Here is a 17,886-nt window from a genome sequence, read left to right on the forward strand (position 1 = left end):
GATAAAATTCGGGTATATACGGCTGGGATTGGAACTGCCAGGAGGCCCCCATGCAGGTCAAGAAGATCCTCACCTACCTCGCGGTAGCTTTCGTGGTCTTCTATCTGTTCACCAAACCCGCCGAAGCGGCGAATGCGGTCAACGGAGTCTTCGACGGGATCATCAGGGGAGCAGACCAGTTGGCTCTGTTCTTCACCCGAGTGCTCACCTAACCGCCCGGCGGGGTCCCCCCGCCCGAACCGCGTCACCCGCGTTCCCGGCTGACCCACAGGGGAGCGCGCACCCGCGTCGAACGCCATGCCGTCGGCCCCGCCGATCCCGGAAACGTATCGCGGCGATCACCGGAAGCCGCCACGACACCCCCGTACCCGCGAACCAGCCACGAGGTCACCCCCGCGCCCCGCCGCCCGAAGTCGCGCGGCCCCGCCGTACAGCGTGGTACGGAATGCCGTACAGAGTGGTACGGAACCAGGGCGGTACGGACCACACCCAGGTGACATGACACGGAGACCACCCGTACGGCGAACGTCCTGACCCGATCATGGATGACCGCGGAAGACATCACGGCACTCCCTTGATGATCTTTCCGGCACCCTGGGGGAAGTCCGTTTCTCGTACGGGGGGATCGTTCATGCGTGGCAAGCGGGGTTTCCCCGGAATCGGGGCCGTCGTCGCCGGAGCCGTCGTGTGCGGCGTGCTGGCGACCCCACGGGTCGCCCTCGCGATCCCGGTACCGGACCCGCCTCCGGCTCCGTCACCCGTCCAGGTACCGGCACCCGTCCAGGCCCCGGTCCAGGCTCCCGTCCCGGCGCCGGTGCAGGCCTCCGTACGGACATCGATCGGCGGCGGGACCGGGCGGCCCCTCGCGGGAGGCTCCTCGTCCCTCTCGGCCCACCCGTCCCTCGGCCACTTCGGCGCTCCCGTCGACCGGCCGCTGCGAGGAAGGATCACGCTGGCCGGCCCGACCGGCGAGACGATCGCCTTCAGGCTGGTCAACCCCGCCCTCCTGCCCGCCGGGATCACGCTCGACGCCGACGGCCTGCTCGGCGGCGCCTCCCGGGTACCCGGCACCTGGACGGTCCCGATCGAGGCGTGCGTCGCCTCCGGCGGCTGCGCCACCGGCACGGTGACGATCACCATCACCTGCGAGTGCGCCCGCTCGCCCTCCCCTGCTCCCTCCCTCGCCGGTGTGCCCTGCTCCGACGGCGGCTCCGGCGGTGACGTGACCACCGCATGACCGCGGGCGGAATCTCGCGACCGCCCCGGACCGCTCCCGGGGCGAGCGCCCCGGGGTGCTTCCCCTCCCCCCGAGGACGTGTTACGCAGGAGGCATGGAAGATCAGCAGGCCATGACCGGCCCCCACCCGCTCGACACCGCCGCGGCGCGTCGCGTCGTCGAACGCGCCGACACCGAGGGCGCCGAGCTGGTCCGCTTCCTGTACGCCGACCACGGCGGCGTGATCAGGGGCAAGGCCACCTCCCGCTCCCGGCTGGCGGAGCGGCTCCACACCGGCATCGGGCACACCGTGGCGATGATGGCGATGAACATGCTCGACGAACTCCAGGACGTCGAGGGCCTCGGCCCGGTGGGAGAGGTCCGTCTCGTCCCCGATCCGGCCACGTTCGTCCACCTGCCCTACGCTCCCGGCGCCGCGGCCATGCTGGCGGACCTGCGCCAGGTCGACGGCTCCGCCTGGCCCGTCTGCCCGCGCACCTTCCTGCGCGAGGCCGTCGCCGCCCTGGCCGCCGAGGGGCACGCCCTCGTCGCCGCCTTCGAACCCGAGTTCACCCTGGGCCGCCGCGAACCCGACCCCGCGGGCGGCCTGGACCGGCTGGTCCCCGCCGACGACAGCCTGTGTTACTCCACCGCCGGCTTCAACCGGCTCCACGACTACACGATGACCCTGCTCCACGCCCTGGAGAGCCAGGGCCTGCGGCCCGAGCACTACCATCCCGAACTCGGCCACGGCCAGCACGAACTGTCGATCCACCACGCCCCCGCCCTCCAGGCCGCCGACAACCACGTGATCTACCGCGAGACGGTCAGGGGCGTCGCCGCGCGCATGTCGATGTGGGCCTCCCTCGCCCCCAAGCCCCTCGCCGGCCAGCCGGGCAACGGCGCCCACCTCCACGTCTCCCTCTGGGACCCCGGACTCCGGGTCAACGCCTTCGGCGACCCCTCGGACCGCTACGGCATGTCGGCCGCCGCCTATCGCTTCATCGGCGGCCTGGTCGCCCACCTCCCGGCACTCACCGCGCTGACCTGCGGATCGGTGAACAGCTTCCGGCGCCTGACACCGAGGTCGTGGTCGAGCGCGTACGCCTGCTACGGCATGGACAACCGTGAGGCGGCGGTGCGGATCTGCTCCCCCACCGGACGCGACGCCGCGGCGTCCGCCAACCTGGAGCTCAAGCCCTCCGACTCCTCGGCCAACCCCTACCTGTCGCTGGGCGCCGTCATCCACGCGGGCCTGGACGGCATCCGCCGCGGCCTCGACCCCGGCGACCCCGTCAACGTCGACCCCGCCACCCTCCCCGCCGGACGCGTCCGCCGCCTCCCGGCCTCCCTGGACGAGGCCCTGGACGCCCTGGAGGCCGACGACGTCCTCATGAACGCCCTCGGCCCCCTGCGCGCCTCCGCCTACCTGGCCGTCAAACGCTCCGAGGCCAGGTCCTTCGCCGCCCAGAACGCCGCCTACGAGCTGTTCCACCACTCCCGGGTCTTCTAAATCCTTAAGCCCTAATATCGCCGTACATCCCCGCATATATGGGAGTGCGCGATAAAAAGCAGAACCGGAACGGCCCTGGTACTCGTCCTCCTGCTCGGCGGATGTGGCTTCGGAGACGGGCGGGACGCTTCCCCGGTCCCGTACGTGACACCGTCGGCGCTGCTCCCCGAGCCGCCGCCACCGGCGCCGTCACCGTCGCCGTCACTGACCCCCCCGGCGACGTCAACGGCGACGGCTTCGCGGCGGGGGGAACGGGCTGCGGCGCGGCGGGAGGACGATCCGCCGGCTCGGACCGGCCACGGACCCGGCCGGCCGGAAGCTGCGCCCCGACGACCGCCCGGCGTTTCCCCGGACATCGGCCGACTACGACGGCGACGGACGGGACGAACTGGCGCTGACCTGGTCCCCCGTCAACCATGCTCGTCTGAGCCCAGTCCTGCGCTCCTTTACCGTAGGGACACTTCAGCTACGGCGACCAACCCTCGAATCAGCCCGTACAGAGGCTTCAGCGCGGGAACGTCTCCTGTGCGGTCGGAAACGGAGCGACTACGGCCCGCATCCCCGTAGGAGGGAACCGCCGCAGCGCGAACCCCGCCCCGGAGCACCGGCACAGGTCGGACGTGAGCGGTTCTCCCCCAGCCGCACCGGGTCGTTGGCGGTCACGGGGTCGAACTCCGGCACGGCGGCGAGCACGAAAAGACCTGACACGCAGAAACCGCACCGCAAGACACGCTCAACCACGAAACACCGCGACACACGCTCAAGCGCGAAACAGGCAAGACACCCTCAACCGCGAAGCATCCCGGAAGCCGCTCGGCGTACCCCCAAGGATCATCACCCTCTGGCGGTGAAGACGATCTCCACTCTCCGGTTCTTGGCCCGGTTCTCCTCCAGCGGCCGCCCCTGGACGACGTTGGGCACCCGGGGCCGCCTCTCGCCGAAGCCCGCGACCTGGAAGACCACCCCCGTCAACGTCCCCTGGAGGGACTGCCGCACGGCCTGCGCCCGCCTGAGCGACAGCGCGGTGTTGTAGGCGTCGTCGCCCTGGTCGTCGGTGTGCCCCTCGATCCTGACCGTCCCGCCCGCGGAGTCCGCCCGGACCTTCGCGGCGACCCGCCCCAGCCGCTGCCGCGCCCGCGGTGTCAGCACGGCCCTGTCGAGGGCGAACAGCACGTCGCCGGCGATCGCCACGGTGACCTGCTCGCCCTGCCGCGCCTCGCTCTCGGCGCCGTCGAGCGACTCCACCTCGGCGACGACGTCCTCGACGGGGGCGACGACGTCCTCCACCCCGGCCGTGATGTCGCCTCCCGGATCCGCCCACGCGGCCGTCGCGGGGCCAGCGGCCAGGGCGAGCCCGAGTGCCAGGGCCGTGAGGCGTTCAGGAGATCGGGACATCGGTGAACACACCCAGCACCTTGAGGTCCACATTGATCTTCGTGACGTCCGGCGGAGGAGCGGCGAACGTGGCGTGCAGGGACAGCACCTCACCGGCCTCGGTGAACACGTCGTACTCGGAGCACAGGCACTTGGCCTTCGGGTACCTCCCGGTGCGCGCGACGACGTACCGCTTGCCGTTGACCGGGTCGACCAGGCTGACCCCGGCCACGGTCAGGCCGAGACCGCCCGGGGTGTCGCCCATGTCGCTGTTCATCTGCCACCGCTCGTCACCGTTGTTGGTGACCGTCCAGGTCAGCGTGGAGAGCCGGCCCTGGCGCCGGATGCCGGTGATCTCCACGGTCAGGTCGGCGCCACTCGCCTTGACCTTCTTGCGGGCGATCACCCGCTCGCTCTCGGCGGGCGCGTCCGCCTGCCCGGAGGGCTCGGCGGGATCGCCGGCCCCCGTCGTCGCCGTGGCCTCCGTCGGCTTCGCGGTGTCAACGGGGTCCGCGACCTCCAGCGTCGTCGTCACCCGCTCCTCCCCGCCGCCCCCCTGCTGCCCGGGAAGCATCCCGCAGCCGCTCAACGTGGCCGCCAGCACCACCGCGACCGCCCCCGGTGTGAACCCTCTTCGCATCTCGTCCTTCTCCGCCCGTCGTGGATCGCATCGAGCCCGACCGTACGCGGGCCACCTTCAGGACTCGCATAGCGCGCTATACGCGCAGGCCACGGCGCCGCGACGCCTCACGGGCGAGCTCTTCGGCCTCGGTGAGGCCGTGCCGGTCACCAAGAGCGTCAAACTCTCCCACAGCGTCCGATACGGCATCAACCGCCTCAGCCACCTCATCGAGATCCAGCAGGGCCGCCGCCAGGGTCAGCAGCGCCCGCGCGACGCCCCGGCGGTCCGCGTACTCGCGGAACGTCCCCAGCGCCTCCTCCGCGGCCCCGCGGGCGGCGTCGGGCCGTCCCTCGGCCAGGGCCACCCTGGCGATGAGCACCAGTCCCGCGGCCTCGGGGAGCCGGTCCCCCAGGCGCCTGGCCAGACCGAGACCGCGTTCGGCCCGCTCGCGCGCCTCCGAGGGACGTTTCCGGTCGAGGTGGAGCCCGGCGAGGTCGAGCGAGACGGCCGCCTCGCCGCGCGGATCGCCCAGTTCGCGGTAGGCCGCGAGGCTCCCGTGCAGCAGGTCCTCGGCCTGCCGCGCCCCGCCGAGCGCGCGCAGCGCGTCGGCCCTGCCGCGCCGGTCTCCCGCCGCCGAGAACGCGGCCAGGCAGGCCACGAAGCAGGCCTCCGCCTCCGGGAGCCGTCCCTGGGCGAGGCGTACCAGGCCGAGCCGGTGGCGGGTACGGGGCACCTCGTGCGCCTCCGCCAGCGGAAGCGCACGCCGCAGGAGGTCGGCGGCCTCCTCCAGACGGCCCTCCGTACGGTGCAGGTCGGCCAGGGAGCGCAGCAGCAGCGCCTCGCCGTGGCGGTGGCCGGTGCGCCGCGCGGCCCGCAGGCCGAGCCGCACGACCGCGTGCCAGTCCTCGCGGTGCGCGCCCAGTTCGAGGAACGGGGTCAGGTAGAAGGCCAGCCGCCAGGTCGCCTCGTCCAGGCCGGCCCGCTGGAGGTCGGCGACGGTCGCGACGAGGAAGCCCCGTTCGGCGGCGAGCCAGCGGGCCGACTCCCGCAGCCGCGCGGTGTCCAGGTCCGCGGCCTGCTCCGCCGTACGGGCCACGGTCCGGCCGGAGCCCGGTTCGGCGGGCAGGAGCAGTGCCCTGGCGCGCCGGGCGCGGTCGAGGATCTCCCCGGCGGCCGCGGCGAGGACCCGGGCGGGCGGCCCCTCCTCCGCGGCCAGCCGCTCGGCGGCGTAGAGCCTGGTCAGGTCATGCCAGTCGTACCTCTCCTGGCCGCTCGCGTCGAGCCCGCGTGCCCGCAGCAGACCCGCCTCGGCCAGCGCCTCCAGCAAACGACCGGCGGACTCCCCGAGAACGGCGGTGGCCGCCCACGGGGCGACGTGCGGCGCGGACAGCGCGCCGAGACGGCGCAGCAGCAGCCGTTCCCGCTCCGAGAGCGCGCGGTAGCCGAGCGCCAGGCTGCCGCGCACGGCCAGGTCCCCCGCGCTGAGCTCGTCGAGGCGGCCGCGCTCGTCCTCCAGACGTCCCGCCAGGTGCTCCAGCGTCCAGCTCGGCCGCCGCGCGAGCCTGGAACCGGCGATCCTCAGCGCCAGCGGCAGCCCCCCGCACAGCGTCGCGATCCGCGCGGCCGCCCGCGGCTCGGCCCGCACCCGCCGCTCCCCCGCCACCCGCGCCAGCATCTCCACGGACTCGTCCGCGTCGAACACGCCGAGCTCGAAGGCGCGCGCCGCCTCCAGGCCGGACAGCGGCGAGCGGCTGGTCACCAGCGTCATGCAGCCGGGCCCCGCGGGCAGCAGCGGGCGCACCTGAGCCTCGTCGGCCGCGTCGTCCAGCACCACCAGCAGCCGCCGGCCGCTCACCATGCTGCGGTAGAGGCGCGTCCGCTCGGCCAGGCCGGGCGGCACCGCCCCCTCCGGGCAGCCGAGCGAGCGCAGCAGGTCCTCCAGCACCGCGCCCGGCGTCCTGGCACCGAGCGAGGCGTGCAGCCGCCCGCCGGGAAAGTCGAGCCCGGCGGCCGCGTGAACCGCCAGCGCGGACTTGCCCGTCCCCGCGGGACCGTGCAGCACCAGGTGGACGGGCGCGGTCCCGGCGACGGGCACGGACCGGCGGATCCACTCCAGCGCGTGCTCGCGCCCGGTGAAGTCGGCGACGTCGGGCGGTGTCTCGTTCGGCACGGCCCGCGCGGGAGCGCCCCCCGCCGGTTCGTTCGGCAGGGCCCGCGCGGAAGCGCCCCCCGCCAGCACGCGCTCGTGCGCCTCCCGCAGCTCGGGACCCGGCTCGAGGCCGAGCTCCCCGACGAGCAGCCGCCGCGCCTCCCGGTAGGCGCCCAACGCCTCCGACCTGCGCCCCGCCTGACCGAGCGCGAGGACGAGCTGCGCCCACGCCCGCTCCCGCAGGGGGTGCGAGGCCACGAGCGCGCGCAGCTCCCCCGTCACCTCGGCGCCGCGGCCGAGCGCCACGTCCAGCTCGACGCGCTCCTCGAGAGCGGTCAGCCGCAGCTCCTCCAGCGGCAGGGCGTACGCCCGCCGCAGTTCGGCCGAGTCGACATCGGCCAGCGCGGGCCCCCGCCACAGTGCCAGGGCGGCGCGCAGGCCGTCGGCCGCCTCGGCGGTCCTGCCCGCGTCCCTGGCCCGCCGGCCCGCGCTCACCAGGCGCTCGAACCTGTGCGCGTCCACCTCGTCGGGATCGACGTCGAGGAGGTAGCCGCCGGGCACGGTGCGGATCCCGCCGACCACCTTGCGCAGTGCGCTGACGTACACCCGCAGCACCGGTTCCGCCGAGGCGGGCGGCTCCTCGCCCCACACCTCGGCGATCAGCCGGTCGACGGTCAGCGTGCGTCCCGGCCTCAGCGACAGGGCGGCCAGGAGCGTGCGGTGCTTGGCGGGGCCGGGCGTCAGGTCACGTTCCCCCTCGACGACCCGCAGTGTTCCCAGCACGCCGAACCGCACGTTCATCCCTCCGCCGGGCGGACCTCGAACGTGTGGAACCCGACCCGGACGGGCGTGGCCGCGTCCGGCGCCGCGTAGACGCCGGTGGCCCCCGGGCCGTAGGGGTCCTCCGCGTCGGCGGCCTCCCCCACCGGCTCCTCGTTGAGCCACATGCCGAGGACGACCCGCTCACCCCGCTGCGCGCACCGGGCGACGACACGGTTGTCGGCCGCCTTCCCCATCCGCACCGGTCCGTGCAGGACGACGCCCCGCCCGCCGCGCCGCTTGACGATCGAGGCCTCGCCCGAGGCGGTCACCGCGAACTCGTAGCGGTCGCCGGTGCCCACGTCGCCGCGGCACCACACGCCGAACTCCCCCGAGCCCCCCTCCAGCCGCATTCTGGAGCTGACCACGACGCCCCCGGCCGACCCCTCGGAGAAGGGGGCCGACTTCCACAGCCGCCACCCGGGGTTGGCGGTCAGCCGGTAGGTCTCGCCGTCCAGCCGTGCCCTGCCGCCGTCGGACGCGCCGACGGCCCAGGAGTCGGCGAAGCCGGCCCGGTAGGACGACGCGGACGTGCCGAGACCGGCGTAGAACGTCCATCCGCCCGCCAGGACCGCGACGAGCGCGGCGGCACCCGCGATCCACGGCCACCGCCGCCTCCCGGTCGCCGCGCCGGCCCCGGCGGGTCTCCCGGGCACGCCCGGCTCCCCGGGCGGGGCCGGTTCCCCGGGCGGGGCCGGTTCCCCGGGCACAGCCGGTCCGCCTGGCGCGCCCTCTTTGCCGCCCCCGCCTTCGTCTCCGCCGCCGGTCCAGGCGCGCTCGACGGCCTGACTGGCCGTCGCCGGGGTCGGCCTGCCGCCGACCAGCTCGTCCAGCAGCCGCTGCGCGCTCGGCCGGCGCGCGGGGTCCTTGGCCATGGCCCCCTCGACGACGGCACGCACGCGCTCGTCGAGACCCTCGAGGTTCGGTCCCTCGTTGACGATCCGGTAGAGGACCTCGGACGGCGCGCCGCCGCCGAACGGCAACCGTCCCGTGCCGGCGAACGCGATCACCCCGCCCCACGCGTAGACGTCGGCCGCGGGCGTCAGCGGCTCGCCGCGCACCTGCTCGGGCGCCATGAACGCCGGCGTGCCCAGGATCGTCTGGCTGGCCAGGCTCTGGGTGTCGACGAGTTGCGCGATGCCGAAGTCGATCACGCGCGGGCCGAGGGGCGACAGCAGCACGTTCGACGGTTTCAGGTCGCGGTGGATCACTCCCGCTCCGTGGATCGCGTGGAGCGCGGTGGCGATCCCGACCGCGAGCGCCTCCAGGTTGGCACCGGTCAGCGGCCCCTGCTCGCGTACGGCCTGCGCCAGGTCGGGTCCCCTGACGTACTCGGTGACGAGGTAGGCGACGCCGTCCTCGACCCCGGCGTCGAGCACGGGAGCGGTGCAGAACCTGGCCACCCTGCGCGCCGCCGCGACCTCGCGGTCGAAACGCCGCCGGAAGGCCGGGTCGCGGGCCAGCTGCGGATGAATCACCTTCACCGCGGCCAGGCCCCCCGTCGGGGTCGTGGCGAGGTGCACCACGCCCATGCCGCCCTGGCCCAGCTCACGCCTGAGCACGTAGCCGCCGATCATGTTCACCGGAGCCACCTTATGCCGTCAAATCCGCGCACACTGGCATTTTGTACGCCAAAGAGCTCAGCCCCGAACTCCTTCCCCCGGGGGCGCTTCGGCTACGGCGACCAGCCCTCGAACCACCCCGCACGAAGGCTTCAGCGCGGGAACGCGTCCTGGGCCGCCGGAAACGAAGCGGCTACGGCCCGCACCCCCGCAGGACGGAACCGCCGTGCGCGGAGGCGGGCCGGTGTTCCGGGCGGCTTGAAAGAAGCCCGCAACCGGTGCGCCCGAGCAGGCCGAAGGCCGAGATCACCAGACGTCGGCCACGACGGCCGCCCGGAGCACCGGCCCGCCGCAGCGCGAACCACACCCGCTCCGAGCTCCGCCCCCGGTACCGCCGCCACCCTGCCCGGCCCCGTCCCCCTGACGATCGACCCCGGAACCCTCGCCTGAAAGGCGGTGCGTCACGTTCCCGCCGCGCGCAGGCCGATCACGTGCGGGGCGCGTCGGGGTAGCGGGCCCATAGAGGGGTGCGCCACTGCTGGTGGTTGTCCGTGCGATCGCAGGCCCGGAGGGTGAGTTCCGTTCCAGCCTCGTGCGACTCGCCCTCCACCCGGAGGCAGCGGCCGGTCAGGCGATGCCTGATCTCCCAGTACTGCCACTCGCGCCTGGTGTCCCGCGCGCCGAAGTCCCAGATCGCGTCGGCCGGAGGGTCCCCTCTCGGGCAGATCGGCCGCCGGACGACCCCCGCCGCGTCGCCGCCCGCCTGGGGGACCACGCAGCCGGACCCGTTGCGGATCACGTACGTCCCCGGCCCCGGGGAGACCTCCTGGTAGGTGAACGCCTGGTTGGACTCGCCGTGGCAGTCCCAGCGCAGGAGCCGGCCGCCGGTGAAGGGAACGTCGACGCAGTCCCCGTTCTGGGCGCTGGCGATCGCGCTGCCCGTGCCGGGCGGCAGGCCCTTGGTGATCTGCCAGTACTGGCCGGCCCGGCCGGAACAGTTCCGCAGGACCAGTGCGACCCCGGGATCGCGGACCGCCTGCTCGATGTCGATACAGAGTTCACCGCCGTAGGAGGCGATCCTGCCCTGTGAGGTGCCGTCGATCAGACGCCACAGTTGCCCGTCAGAGGCTTCGTCGCACAGGGAGTTGGTGAGATAGGAGGACTGGCGGGGGAGCCTGGCATCCACGTCCAGGCAGAGCCTCGATTCGACGTTGACGATCCGGTGGTGCAGGATCCCCTCGTGCCGGACGGGCTGAAGATCCCAGCTGCGTTCGGGTTTCGGCTCCTTGTAGGCCAGTGACTCGCCGATCCGGACCCGCTTCACCGACTCGCCGCCGTAGACCATGGGCTGTCCCACCGCGAACCGGGAGACGACCGTGACCCCCCGCGCCTCGAAGTCGGGCGCGGACAGCGACCGGGACACGGCGACCGCACCCCCCAGCGTGACCGCCACCGCCCCGGCGACACAGAGCACGACGGCGCCCTGCCGCGACACACCGAACGACACGGGCACCACCGCCCCCGCCTCCGGACCCGCCCCCGCCTCAGGGCCGGCCCGATCCCGCTCCTGCCACCAGGCCAGGACTCCGGCCAGGATCAGCGCGCAGAGGAAGAACCCGACCCGGAACTCGACGTCACCGGTCGTCCAGTTGACGAACAGGTCGCCCAAAGTAATAACAAGCGCGCATTTCCCGATATTGAGAAAGCGTCGATCCCATACGAATCCTCTCTTCTTTCTGGAATCCGCTGGAACAGGCATATATACTCGCACCTGACATCATTAGCCGAGAAATCTGGACGTCCGAGAAATCGCCGGAGACAACATCACCCGGCCGAGGCCGTCACCATTCCGGCACAGCACACGATACGCCGCCCCGCCTCGCCCCGACCGGCGGTTCCGCAACGCCGACCAGGCCGAGCCCGGCCATCGCGTACCGCCAAGGCGCTCGACCACGCGGAAGCGGACCACGCCACACGGCGCCCCGAGACAGACGAGGTCGCGGGCGAGACATAAAGCCACCCGCAGAACGCACTCGCCGAACGTCGCCCATGAACCCGCTGTAACGCCGGCAAATCATCAGGCGTACAGATCCGGTACGGTCGGCAACACCGCCGTCAGACCGGATCGCGCCGATTCCCGCGTTTCCCTCCGAGCGAAGGAGCACGCTGTGCCCGAAACCCCCCAGGAGATCTTCGAGCGGTACGTCCGGGCCGGAGCCATGACCCGGAACGCCGCGGCACTGGCCGAGCTGTTCACCGTGGACGGCGTCATCGAGGCGCCGCTCGTCCCGGCCGGCCATCCCTATCCCAGGCGCCTTGAGGGGCGCGAGGAGATCCGCGAGGCGATGGCCGCGTACTACAAGCGGCCGGTGCGCACCGACCGCACGTTGAACGTGGCCGGGAGTCGGTACGCGCTGCACACCACCACCGACCCCGACGTGTTCGTCGCCGAGATCGACACCGCCTTCGACGGAAGCGCCGGGCCCACGACCATGTCGCTGGTGCAGATCTTCCGCCTCCGTGACGGGAAGATCGCTCTGCTACGCGACTACTTCGCACCCGAGGAAGTGGAGTGAGGGCATCCGCGACACTCGACGACGTCAGCGAACCGGATGCCCCGCCCCCCGCAGCGCGTCCTTGACGTCACCGATCTTGAGCTGCCCGAAGTGGAACACCGACGCCGCCAGCACCGCGTCCGCCCCCGCCTCGACCGCGGGAGGGAAGTCCTCGACGGAACCGGCCCCGCCGCTGGCGATGACCGGAACCGACACCGCGGCACGCACGGCCCGGATCATCTCCAGGTCGTAGCCGTCGCGGGTGCCGTCACCGTCCATGGAGTTGAGCAGGATCTCGCCGACCCCGAGTTCCTCGCCCCGGCGAGCCCACTCCACCGCGTCGATGCCGGTGCCCCGGCGGCCGCCGTGCGTGGTCACCTCGAAACCGGACGGCGTCGGCGGCCCGTCGACGACCCGGCGGGCGTCCACCGACAGCACGATGCACTGCGCCCCGTACCGCCGCGACGCCTCGGTCAGCAACTCGGGCCGGGTGATCGCCGCCGTGTTCAGGCCCACCTTGTCGGCACCGGCCCGCAGCAGCCTGTCGACGTCCTCGACCGAGCGCACCCCTCCGCCCACGGTCAGCGGGATGAACACCTGCTCGGCCGTCCGGCTGACCACGTCGTACATCGTCGACCGGTCGGAGCTGGAGGCCGTGATGTCCAGGAACGTCAGCTCGTCGGCCCCCTCCGCGTCGTAGCGGCGGGCCAGCTCGACCGGGTCGCCCGCGTCGCGGAGGTTCTCGAAGTTGACGCCCTTGACCACCCGCCCGGCGTCCACGTCCAGGCAGGGAATCACTCGTACCGCGACAGTCATCTGCAACCCCTCAGGAACTCACGGCGGCGAGGGCGTCTTCGAGGGTGAAGGCCTGCGCGTACAGGGCCTTGCCCACGATGGCCCCCTCGACGCCGATCGGGACCAGCGAGGCCAGGGCGCGCAGGTCGTCCAGGGACGAGACGCCGCCGCTGGCGACCACCGGCTTGTCGGTGCGGGAGCAGACCTCGCGGAGCAGGTCGAGGTTGGGGCCGCGCAGCGTGCCGTCCTTGGTGACGTCGGTGACGACGTAGCGGGGACAGCCGTCGCCCTCCAGGCGGGCGAGGACCTCCCACAGGTCGCCGCCCTCCTGGGTCCAGCCGCGGGCGGCCAGGGTCGTCCCCCGCACGTCCAGCCCGATCGCGATCCGGTCACCGTACTCAGCGATGATCTTGGAGCACCAGGAGGGGTTCTCCAGCGCCGCGGTGCCGATGTTCACCCGGCGGCAGCCGGTGGCCAGCGCGATCTCCAGGGAGGCGTCGTCACGGATGCCGCCGGACATCTCCACGTTGACGTCGAGCGCGCCGACCACGGTGGCGAGCAGCTCGCGGTTGCTGCCCCGGCCGAAGGCCGCGTCGAGGTCGACCAGATGGATCCACTCGGCACCGGCCTCCTGCCAGGCGAGTGCCGCGGACAGGGGGTCGCCGTACGACGTCTCGGTGCCGGCCGCGCCCTGAACCAGGCGGACCGCCTGGCCGTCGGCGACGTCCACGGCGGGGAGCAGCTCAAGCGACATCGGTTCAAGACCTCCGGTCGAAGACAAGGGTGAGAAAAAGCGGTACGAACAGCAAAGAGATAACGAAAGCCCCGAACCGGGCCGCCCACGAGGACCACAGCAGCCAGACGATCACCTGGACGATCAGGAACAGCACCGCCGCGACACCGTTCTGCGTCCGGCGGCGGCGGGCCATGATGCCGCCCTGGGACACGATGCGGACGGGCCTGCCCGGCAGCAGCGCGACCACCCTGCCGACCCGCTCGCGCCGGCGCGCCAGCCGCGCCTCCCGCTCGGCGCGCAGAGCCGCCTGGCGCGCCTGCTCGGCCTCCCGCTCGGCCCTGCGCCTGGCCCGCTCCTTGCTCATGGGGAACCCACCGGGCGCACCGGAAACCCGAACGAGACCCCGGCCGGACCCCCGGCCGGAAACCCACCCGCGGCCCGCGAGATCACGTGACGGTCCCGAGCCAGTTCGTGAGCAGCTGCGCTCCGGCGTCGCCCGACTTCTCCGGGTGGAACTGGGTGGCCGCCAGCGGGCCGTTCTCCACCGCCGCGACGAACGGCACACCGTGCTCGGACCAGGTGACCAGCGGATCGGCGAAACCCGGTCCCGCCTGGAGCTCCCAGGAGCGCACGCCGTACGAGTGCACGAAGTAGAAGCGCGTGCCGGCGTCGAGCCCGGCGAACAACACGGTCTCGGCGGGCGCCTTGACCGTGTTCCAGCCCATGTGGGGCAGGACCGGAGCCTCCAGGCGCTCCACCGTGCCCGGCCACTCCCCGCAGCCCTCGGTCGTGACGCCGTGCTCGACGCCCGTCTCGAAGAGGATCTGCATGCCGACGCAGATGCCGAGGACCGGCCGCCCGGCCGACAGGCGCCGCGCGATGATCCGCTCGCCGCGCACGGCGCGCAGCCCCGCCATGCACGCGGCGAACGCCCCCACACCCGGCACGACGAGGCCGTCGGCCTCCATCGCGGCCTCGTAGTCGGCCGTCACCGTGACCTCCGCGCCGACCCGGGCCAGCGCGCGCTCCGCCGAGCGGAGATTGCCCGAGCCGTAGTCGAGAACGGTTACCTTCTTCTTCACCACCAGAGCACCGCCGCCGTGGTCGCCAGGGCCGCGAGGGCGGCGAGCAGCAGCGCGCCCTTCCTCAGACCCTGTTTGAGGAATGAGACGATCCCGCCGACGAGGAACAGGGCCACGAAGGCCATCGCGACGGCCGTCCAGTTGTCACTCACCGGCGCGTCCTCCTCCCCGCGCGGGAAACGGTCACAGCACGGGAAACGGTCACAGCACGCCCTTCGTGCTGGGCACCCCGGTGGCACGCGGGTCGCGCTCCGAGGCCGCCCGCAACGCCCTGGCCAGGGCCTTGAACTGCGCCTCCACGATGTGGTGGGCGTTGCGGCCGTACGGGACGCGCACGTGCAGGCAGATGGCGGCCTGGGCGACGAACGACTCCAGGATGTGCCTGGTCATCGTCGTGTCGTACTCCGGGCCGATCATGGGAGCCATGCCCTCGGGCTCGCTGTGCACCAGGTAGGGGCGCCCCGACAGGTCGACCGTGACCTCCGCGAGCGACTCGTCCAGCGGGCAGGACGCGTTGCCGAACCTCCGCAGCCCCGACTTGTCGCCCAGAGCCTCGCGGAACGCCGCTCCCAGCGCGAGCGAGGTGTCCTCGATCGTGTGGTGGGCGTCGATGTGCAGGTCGCCCTCGGTCTTCACCGTCAGGTCGAACAGGCCGTGCTTGCCGAGCTGGTTCAGCATGTGGTCGAAGAACCCGACACCGGTGGACACCTCGACGTTCCCGGTGCCGTCGAGGTCGACCTCGACCAGCACCGAGGTCTCCTTGGTGACACGCTCGACGCGACCGCGACGCGGCGCGGTCTCGATACCGGCGCCGCCGGTGATGCTGCTCACAGGATCTCCTCCAGGGCGGCGCGGAACGCCGCCATCTCCTCGGGGGTACCGATCGAAACTCTCAGCCACTCGGGCGGTCCCACCTCGCGGATCAGCACCCCGCGATCCAGCAGGCCCTGCCACACCGCGTGCCGGTCCTCGAAGAGCCCGAACAGCACGAAGTTGGCGTCCGAGTCGGCGACCGTCAGCCCCCGGCCGCGCAGCCACTCCACCGTGGCGTCCCGCTCGGCCCGCAGCGCGTCGACCGCGCCGAGCAACTCGGCGCCGTGGGCGAGCGCGACCCGCGCCGCCGTCTGGGTGAGCGTGGACAGGTGGTACGGCAGCCGGACCAGCAGCAGCGCCTCGATCACCGCCGGATGGGCGGCCAGGTAGCCGAGCCGGGTCCCGGCCATGGCGAACGCCTTGGACATCGTCCGCGTGACGATCAGCCGGGGGTTGTCCGGCAGCAGGGTCAGCGCCGACGGCGTGCCGGTGCGGGCGAACTCGAAGTAGGCCTCGTCCACCACCACCATGCCCGGCGCCGCCTCGACGATCCTGGCGATCACCGCCGGGTCCAGGGCGGTGCCGGTCGGGTTGTTGGGCGACGTTAGGAAGACGACGTCGGGCCGGTGCTCCTCGATCGCGGCGACGGCCTTGTCCGGGTCGATCCCGAAGTCGTCCTCGCGCGCCCCGGAGATCCACTCGGTCGAGGCGCCGGTGGTGATGATCGGGTGCATCGAGTAGGAGGGCTCGAAGCCCATCGCGACGCGGCCGTGGCCGCCGAAGGCCTGCAGGATCTGCTGGAGCACCTCGTTGGAGCCGTTGGCCGCCCAGACCCGCTCCACGGCCAGGCCGTGCCCCAGATACGCGGCCAGCTCCCCGCGCAGGGCGAGCGCGTCGCGGTCGGGGTAGCGGTTGAGCTCGCCCGCCTGGGCGCGTACGGCCTCGGCCAGGCCGGCGACCAGGGACGCGGAGGGCCCGTAGGGGTTCTCGTTGGTGTTGAGCCTGACCGGGACGTCGATCTGGGGGGCACCGTACGGCGTGCGCCCCCGAAGGTCGTCGCGGATCGGCAGGTCTTCGAGCCTCACGAGGGAATCTCCCAGTCGAATCGCGCGCGGATCGCCGCGCGCCCGGTGAGCACGGGCCGGGAGGTCCTCACGAGGGCACCTCCCAGTCGAATCGCGCGCGGATCGCCGCGCGCCCGGTGAGCACGGGCCGGGAGGTCCTCACGAGGGCACCTCCCAGTCGAATCGCGCGCGGATCGCCGCGCGCCCGGTGAGCACGGGCCGGGAGGTCCTCACGAGGGCACCTCCCAGTCGAATCGCGCGCGGATCGCCGCGCCGTGCGCCGGGAGGTCCTCGGTGTCGGCCAGCACGCACACGTGGGCGGCGGCACCGGCGAGGGCCTCGCGGCTGTAGTCGACGACGTGGATGCCGCGCAGGAACGTCTGCACCGACAGTCCCGAGGAGTGGCAGGCGCAGCCGCCGGTGGGCAGCACGTGGTTGGAGCCGGCCATGTAGTCGCCCAGCGAGACCGGCGCGTAGGAGCCGACGAAGATCGCTCCGGCGTTGCGCACCCGGGCGGCGAGCGCGTGCGCCCCGGCGGCGTGGATCTCCAGGTGCTCGGCGGCGTACGCGTCGACGACGCGCAGCCCGGCCTCCATGTCGTCGACCAGCAGGATGCCCGACTGGCGCCCCGACAGGGCCTCGGTGATCCGCTCGGCGTGCTTGGTCGCGGCGACCTGGCGGGGCAGCTCCCGCTCGACGGCCTCGGCCAGCTCCACCGAGTCGGTGACGAGCACGGCGGCGGCGATCGTGTCGTGCTCGGCCTGGCTGATCAGGTCGGCGGCGACGTGCACGGGGTCGGCCGTGGAGTCGGCGAGGATCGCGATCTCGGTGGGACCGGCCTCGGAGTCGATGCCGATGCGCCCCTTGAGCAGACGCTTGGCGGCGGCGACCCAGATGCTGCCGGGGCCGGTGACCATGGTGACCGGCGGGCACTCCTCGGTGCCGTACGCGAACATCGCCACCGCCTGGGCGCCGCCGACCGCGTAGACCTCGTCCACGCCGAGCAGCGCGCACGCCGCCAGGATGGCCGGGTGCGGCAGCCCGCCGAACTCGCGCTGCGCGGGCGAGGAGACCGCCAGGGAGGGCACCCCCGCCTCCTGGGCGGGGACGACGTTCATGACCACGCTGGAGGGGTAGACCGCCCGGCCGCCGGGGACGTACAGCCCCACGCGGTCGACGGGCACCCAGCGCTCGGTGACGGTGCCGCCGGGCACGACCTGGGTGGTGACGTCGGCGCGCCGCTGGTCGCGGTGGACGAGGCGGGTGCGGCGGATCGACTCCTCCAGCGCCGCCCTGACCTTCGGGTCGAGCCTCTCCAGCGCCCCGGTGATCGCCTCGGCGGACACCCGGGTGGACTCCAGCTCGACCCCCTCGAACCTGGCGGTCAGCTCGCGCACGGCGGCGACCCCGCGATGATGCACGTCCTCGCAGATGGGCCGCACCTTCTCCAGGGCGGCTTCGACGTCGAGGTCGGCACGGGGCAGCACGTCGCGAAGGTCCTCGGGCAGAGGCCCTCGCAGGTCGGTACGCGAAATCACCCGTTCAGTCTACGGAGGTCCGCCACCCGATATCGTCCCGTCCATCAT

General features: G+C 73.0%; 17 protein-coding genes. 4 read left to right on the forward strand and 13 right to left on the reverse strand.

From position 1 onward, the window contains the following. The first annotated feature begins 50 nt into the window (after positions 1-50). From ACVCAG_RS01915 to ACVCAG_RS01925, 3 genes are all read left to right on the forward strand, one after another. Positions 51-212 (forward strand): hypothetical protein, encoded by a 162-nt coding sequence (locus ACVCAG_RS01915; RefSeq protein WP_362676260.1) that lies wholly within the window; start codon positions 51-53, stop codon positions 210-212. Between the two features lie 419 nt (positions 213-631). Then, positions 632-1,237, forward strand: a complete 606-nt coding sequence (locus ACVCAG_RS01920) for a putative Ig domain-containing protein (RefSeq protein ID WP_447189375.1) — start codon at positions 632-634, stop codon at positions 1,235-1,237. A gap of 94 nt (positions 1,238-1,331) precedes the next feature. Continuing rightward, a complete protein-coding gene (locus ACVCAG_RS01925) occupies positions 1,332-2,729 on the forward strand; it encodes a glutamine synthetase family protein (protein ID WP_440082024.1) in 1,398 nt (465 codons plus the stop codon). Between the two features lie 834 nt (positions 2,730-3,563). On the opposite strand, the gene ACVCAG_RS01930 is transcribed toward ACVCAG_RS01925, so the two are convergent. From ACVCAG_RS01930 to ACVCAG_RS01950, 5 genes are all read right to left on the reverse strand, one after another. Next, a complete protein-coding gene (locus ACVCAG_RS01930; protein WP_440082023.1) occupies positions 3,564-4,124 on the reverse strand; it encodes an OmpA family protein in 561 nt (186 codons plus the stop codon). Beyond that, positions 4,108-4,743, reverse strand: a complete 636-nt coding sequence (locus tag ACVCAG_RS01935; RefSeq protein WP_447189376.1) for a hypothetical protein — start codon at positions 4,741-4,743, stop codon at positions 4,108-4,110. The genes ACVCAG_RS01930 and ACVCAG_RS01935 overlap by 17 nt, the downstream gene beginning before the upstream one ends. A 76-nt stretch (positions 4,744-4,819) precedes the next feature. After that, positions 4,820-7,675, reverse strand: a complete 2,856-nt coding sequence (locus tag ACVCAG_RS01940) for a BTAD domain-containing putative transcriptional regulator (RefSeq protein WP_447189377.1) — start codon at positions 7,673-7,675, stop codon at positions 4,820-4,822. After that, positions 7,672-9,270: a protein kinase domain-containing protein gene (locus ACVCAG_RS01945; RefSeq protein ID WP_447189432.1), complete on the reverse strand. Its 1,599-nt coding sequence runs from the start codon at positions 9,268-9,270 to the stop codon at positions 7,672-7,674. Before ACVCAG_RS01945 ends, ACVCAG_RS01940 begins: the two co-directional genes overlap by 4 nt. 472 nt (positions 9,271-9,742) lie before the next feature. Next, positions 9,743-10,924, reverse strand: coding sequence for a ricin-type beta-trefoil lectin domain protein (locus tag ACVCAG_RS01950; RefSeq protein ID WP_447189378.1), 1,182 nt, complete (start codon positions 10,922-10,924; stop codon positions 9,743-9,745). A 499-nt stretch (positions 10,925-11,423) separates the two neighbouring features. Between ACVCAG_RS01950 and ACVCAG_RS01955 the strand changes: the two genes are divergently transcribed. Next, positions 11,424-11,831, forward strand: a complete 408-nt coding sequence (locus ACVCAG_RS01955; protein ID WP_440082019.1) for a nuclear transport factor 2 family protein — start codon at positions 11,424-11,426, stop codon at positions 11,829-11,831. 24 nt (positions 11,832-11,855) lie between these two features. On the opposite strand, the gene hisF is transcribed toward ACVCAG_RS01955, so the two are convergent. From hisF to hisD, 8 genes are all read right to left on the reverse strand, one after another. Then, a complete protein-coding gene (gene hisF / locus ACVCAG_RS01960; protein ID WP_447189379.1) occupies positions 11,856-12,626 on the reverse strand; it encodes an imidazole glycerol phosphate synthase subunit HisF in 771 nt (256 codons plus the stop codon). 10 nt (positions 12,627-12,636) lie between these two features. Beyond that, entirely contained in the window at positions 12,637-13,359 is a 723-nt protein-coding gene (priA, locus tag ACVCAG_RS01965; protein WP_362842794.1) for a bifunctional 1-(5-phosphoribosyl)-5-((5-phosphoribosylamino)methylideneamino)imidazole-4-carboxamide isomerase/phosphoribosylanthranilate isomerase PriA, read from the reverse strand. A 4-nt stretch (positions 13,360-13,363) separates the two neighbouring features. Continuing rightward, a complete protein-coding gene (locus ACVCAG_RS01970; RefSeq protein WP_440065021.1) occupies positions 13,364-13,705 on the reverse strand; it encodes a hypothetical protein in 342 nt (113 codons plus the stop codon). 82 nt (positions 13,706-13,787) lie between these two features. Further along, positions 13,788-14,423: an imidazole glycerol phosphate synthase subunit HisH gene (hisH, locus tag ACVCAG_RS01975; RefSeq protein ID WP_440082018.1), complete on the reverse strand. Its 636-nt coding sequence runs from the start codon at positions 14,421-14,423 to the stop codon at positions 13,788-13,790. Then, positions 14,420-14,575, reverse strand: coding sequence for a hypothetical protein (locus tag ACVCAG_RS01980; RefSeq protein WP_440065022.1), 156 nt, complete (start codon positions 14,573-14,575; stop codon positions 14,420-14,422). The genes hisH and ACVCAG_RS01980 overlap by 4 nt, the downstream gene beginning before the upstream one ends. Positions 14,576-14,624: 49 nt before the next feature. Beyond that, positions 14,625-15,245, reverse strand: a complete 621-nt coding sequence (gene hisB / locus ACVCAG_RS01985) for an imidazoleglycerol-phosphate dehydratase HisB (RefSeq protein WP_362842915.1) — start codon at positions 15,243-15,245, stop codon at positions 14,625-14,627. 5 nt (positions 15,246-15,250) lie between these two features. Then, positions 15,251-16,321, reverse strand: coding sequence for a histidinol-phosphate transaminase (locus tag ACVCAG_RS01990; protein WP_447189380.1), 1,071 nt, complete (start codon positions 16,319-16,321; stop codon positions 15,251-15,253). Positions 16,322-16,530: 209 nt separating this feature from the next. Next, the gene (gene hisD, locus ACVCAG_RS01995) at positions 16,531-17,838 is read right to left on the reverse strand and encodes a histidinol dehydrogenase (RefSeq protein WP_440082016.1); all 1,308 of its coding nucleotides are present in this window, start codon (positions 17,836-17,838) and stop codon (positions 16,531-16,533) included. Positions 17,839-17,886 lie beyond the last annotated feature (48 nt).

The organism is Streptosporangium sp. G12 (assembly GCF_052983175.1).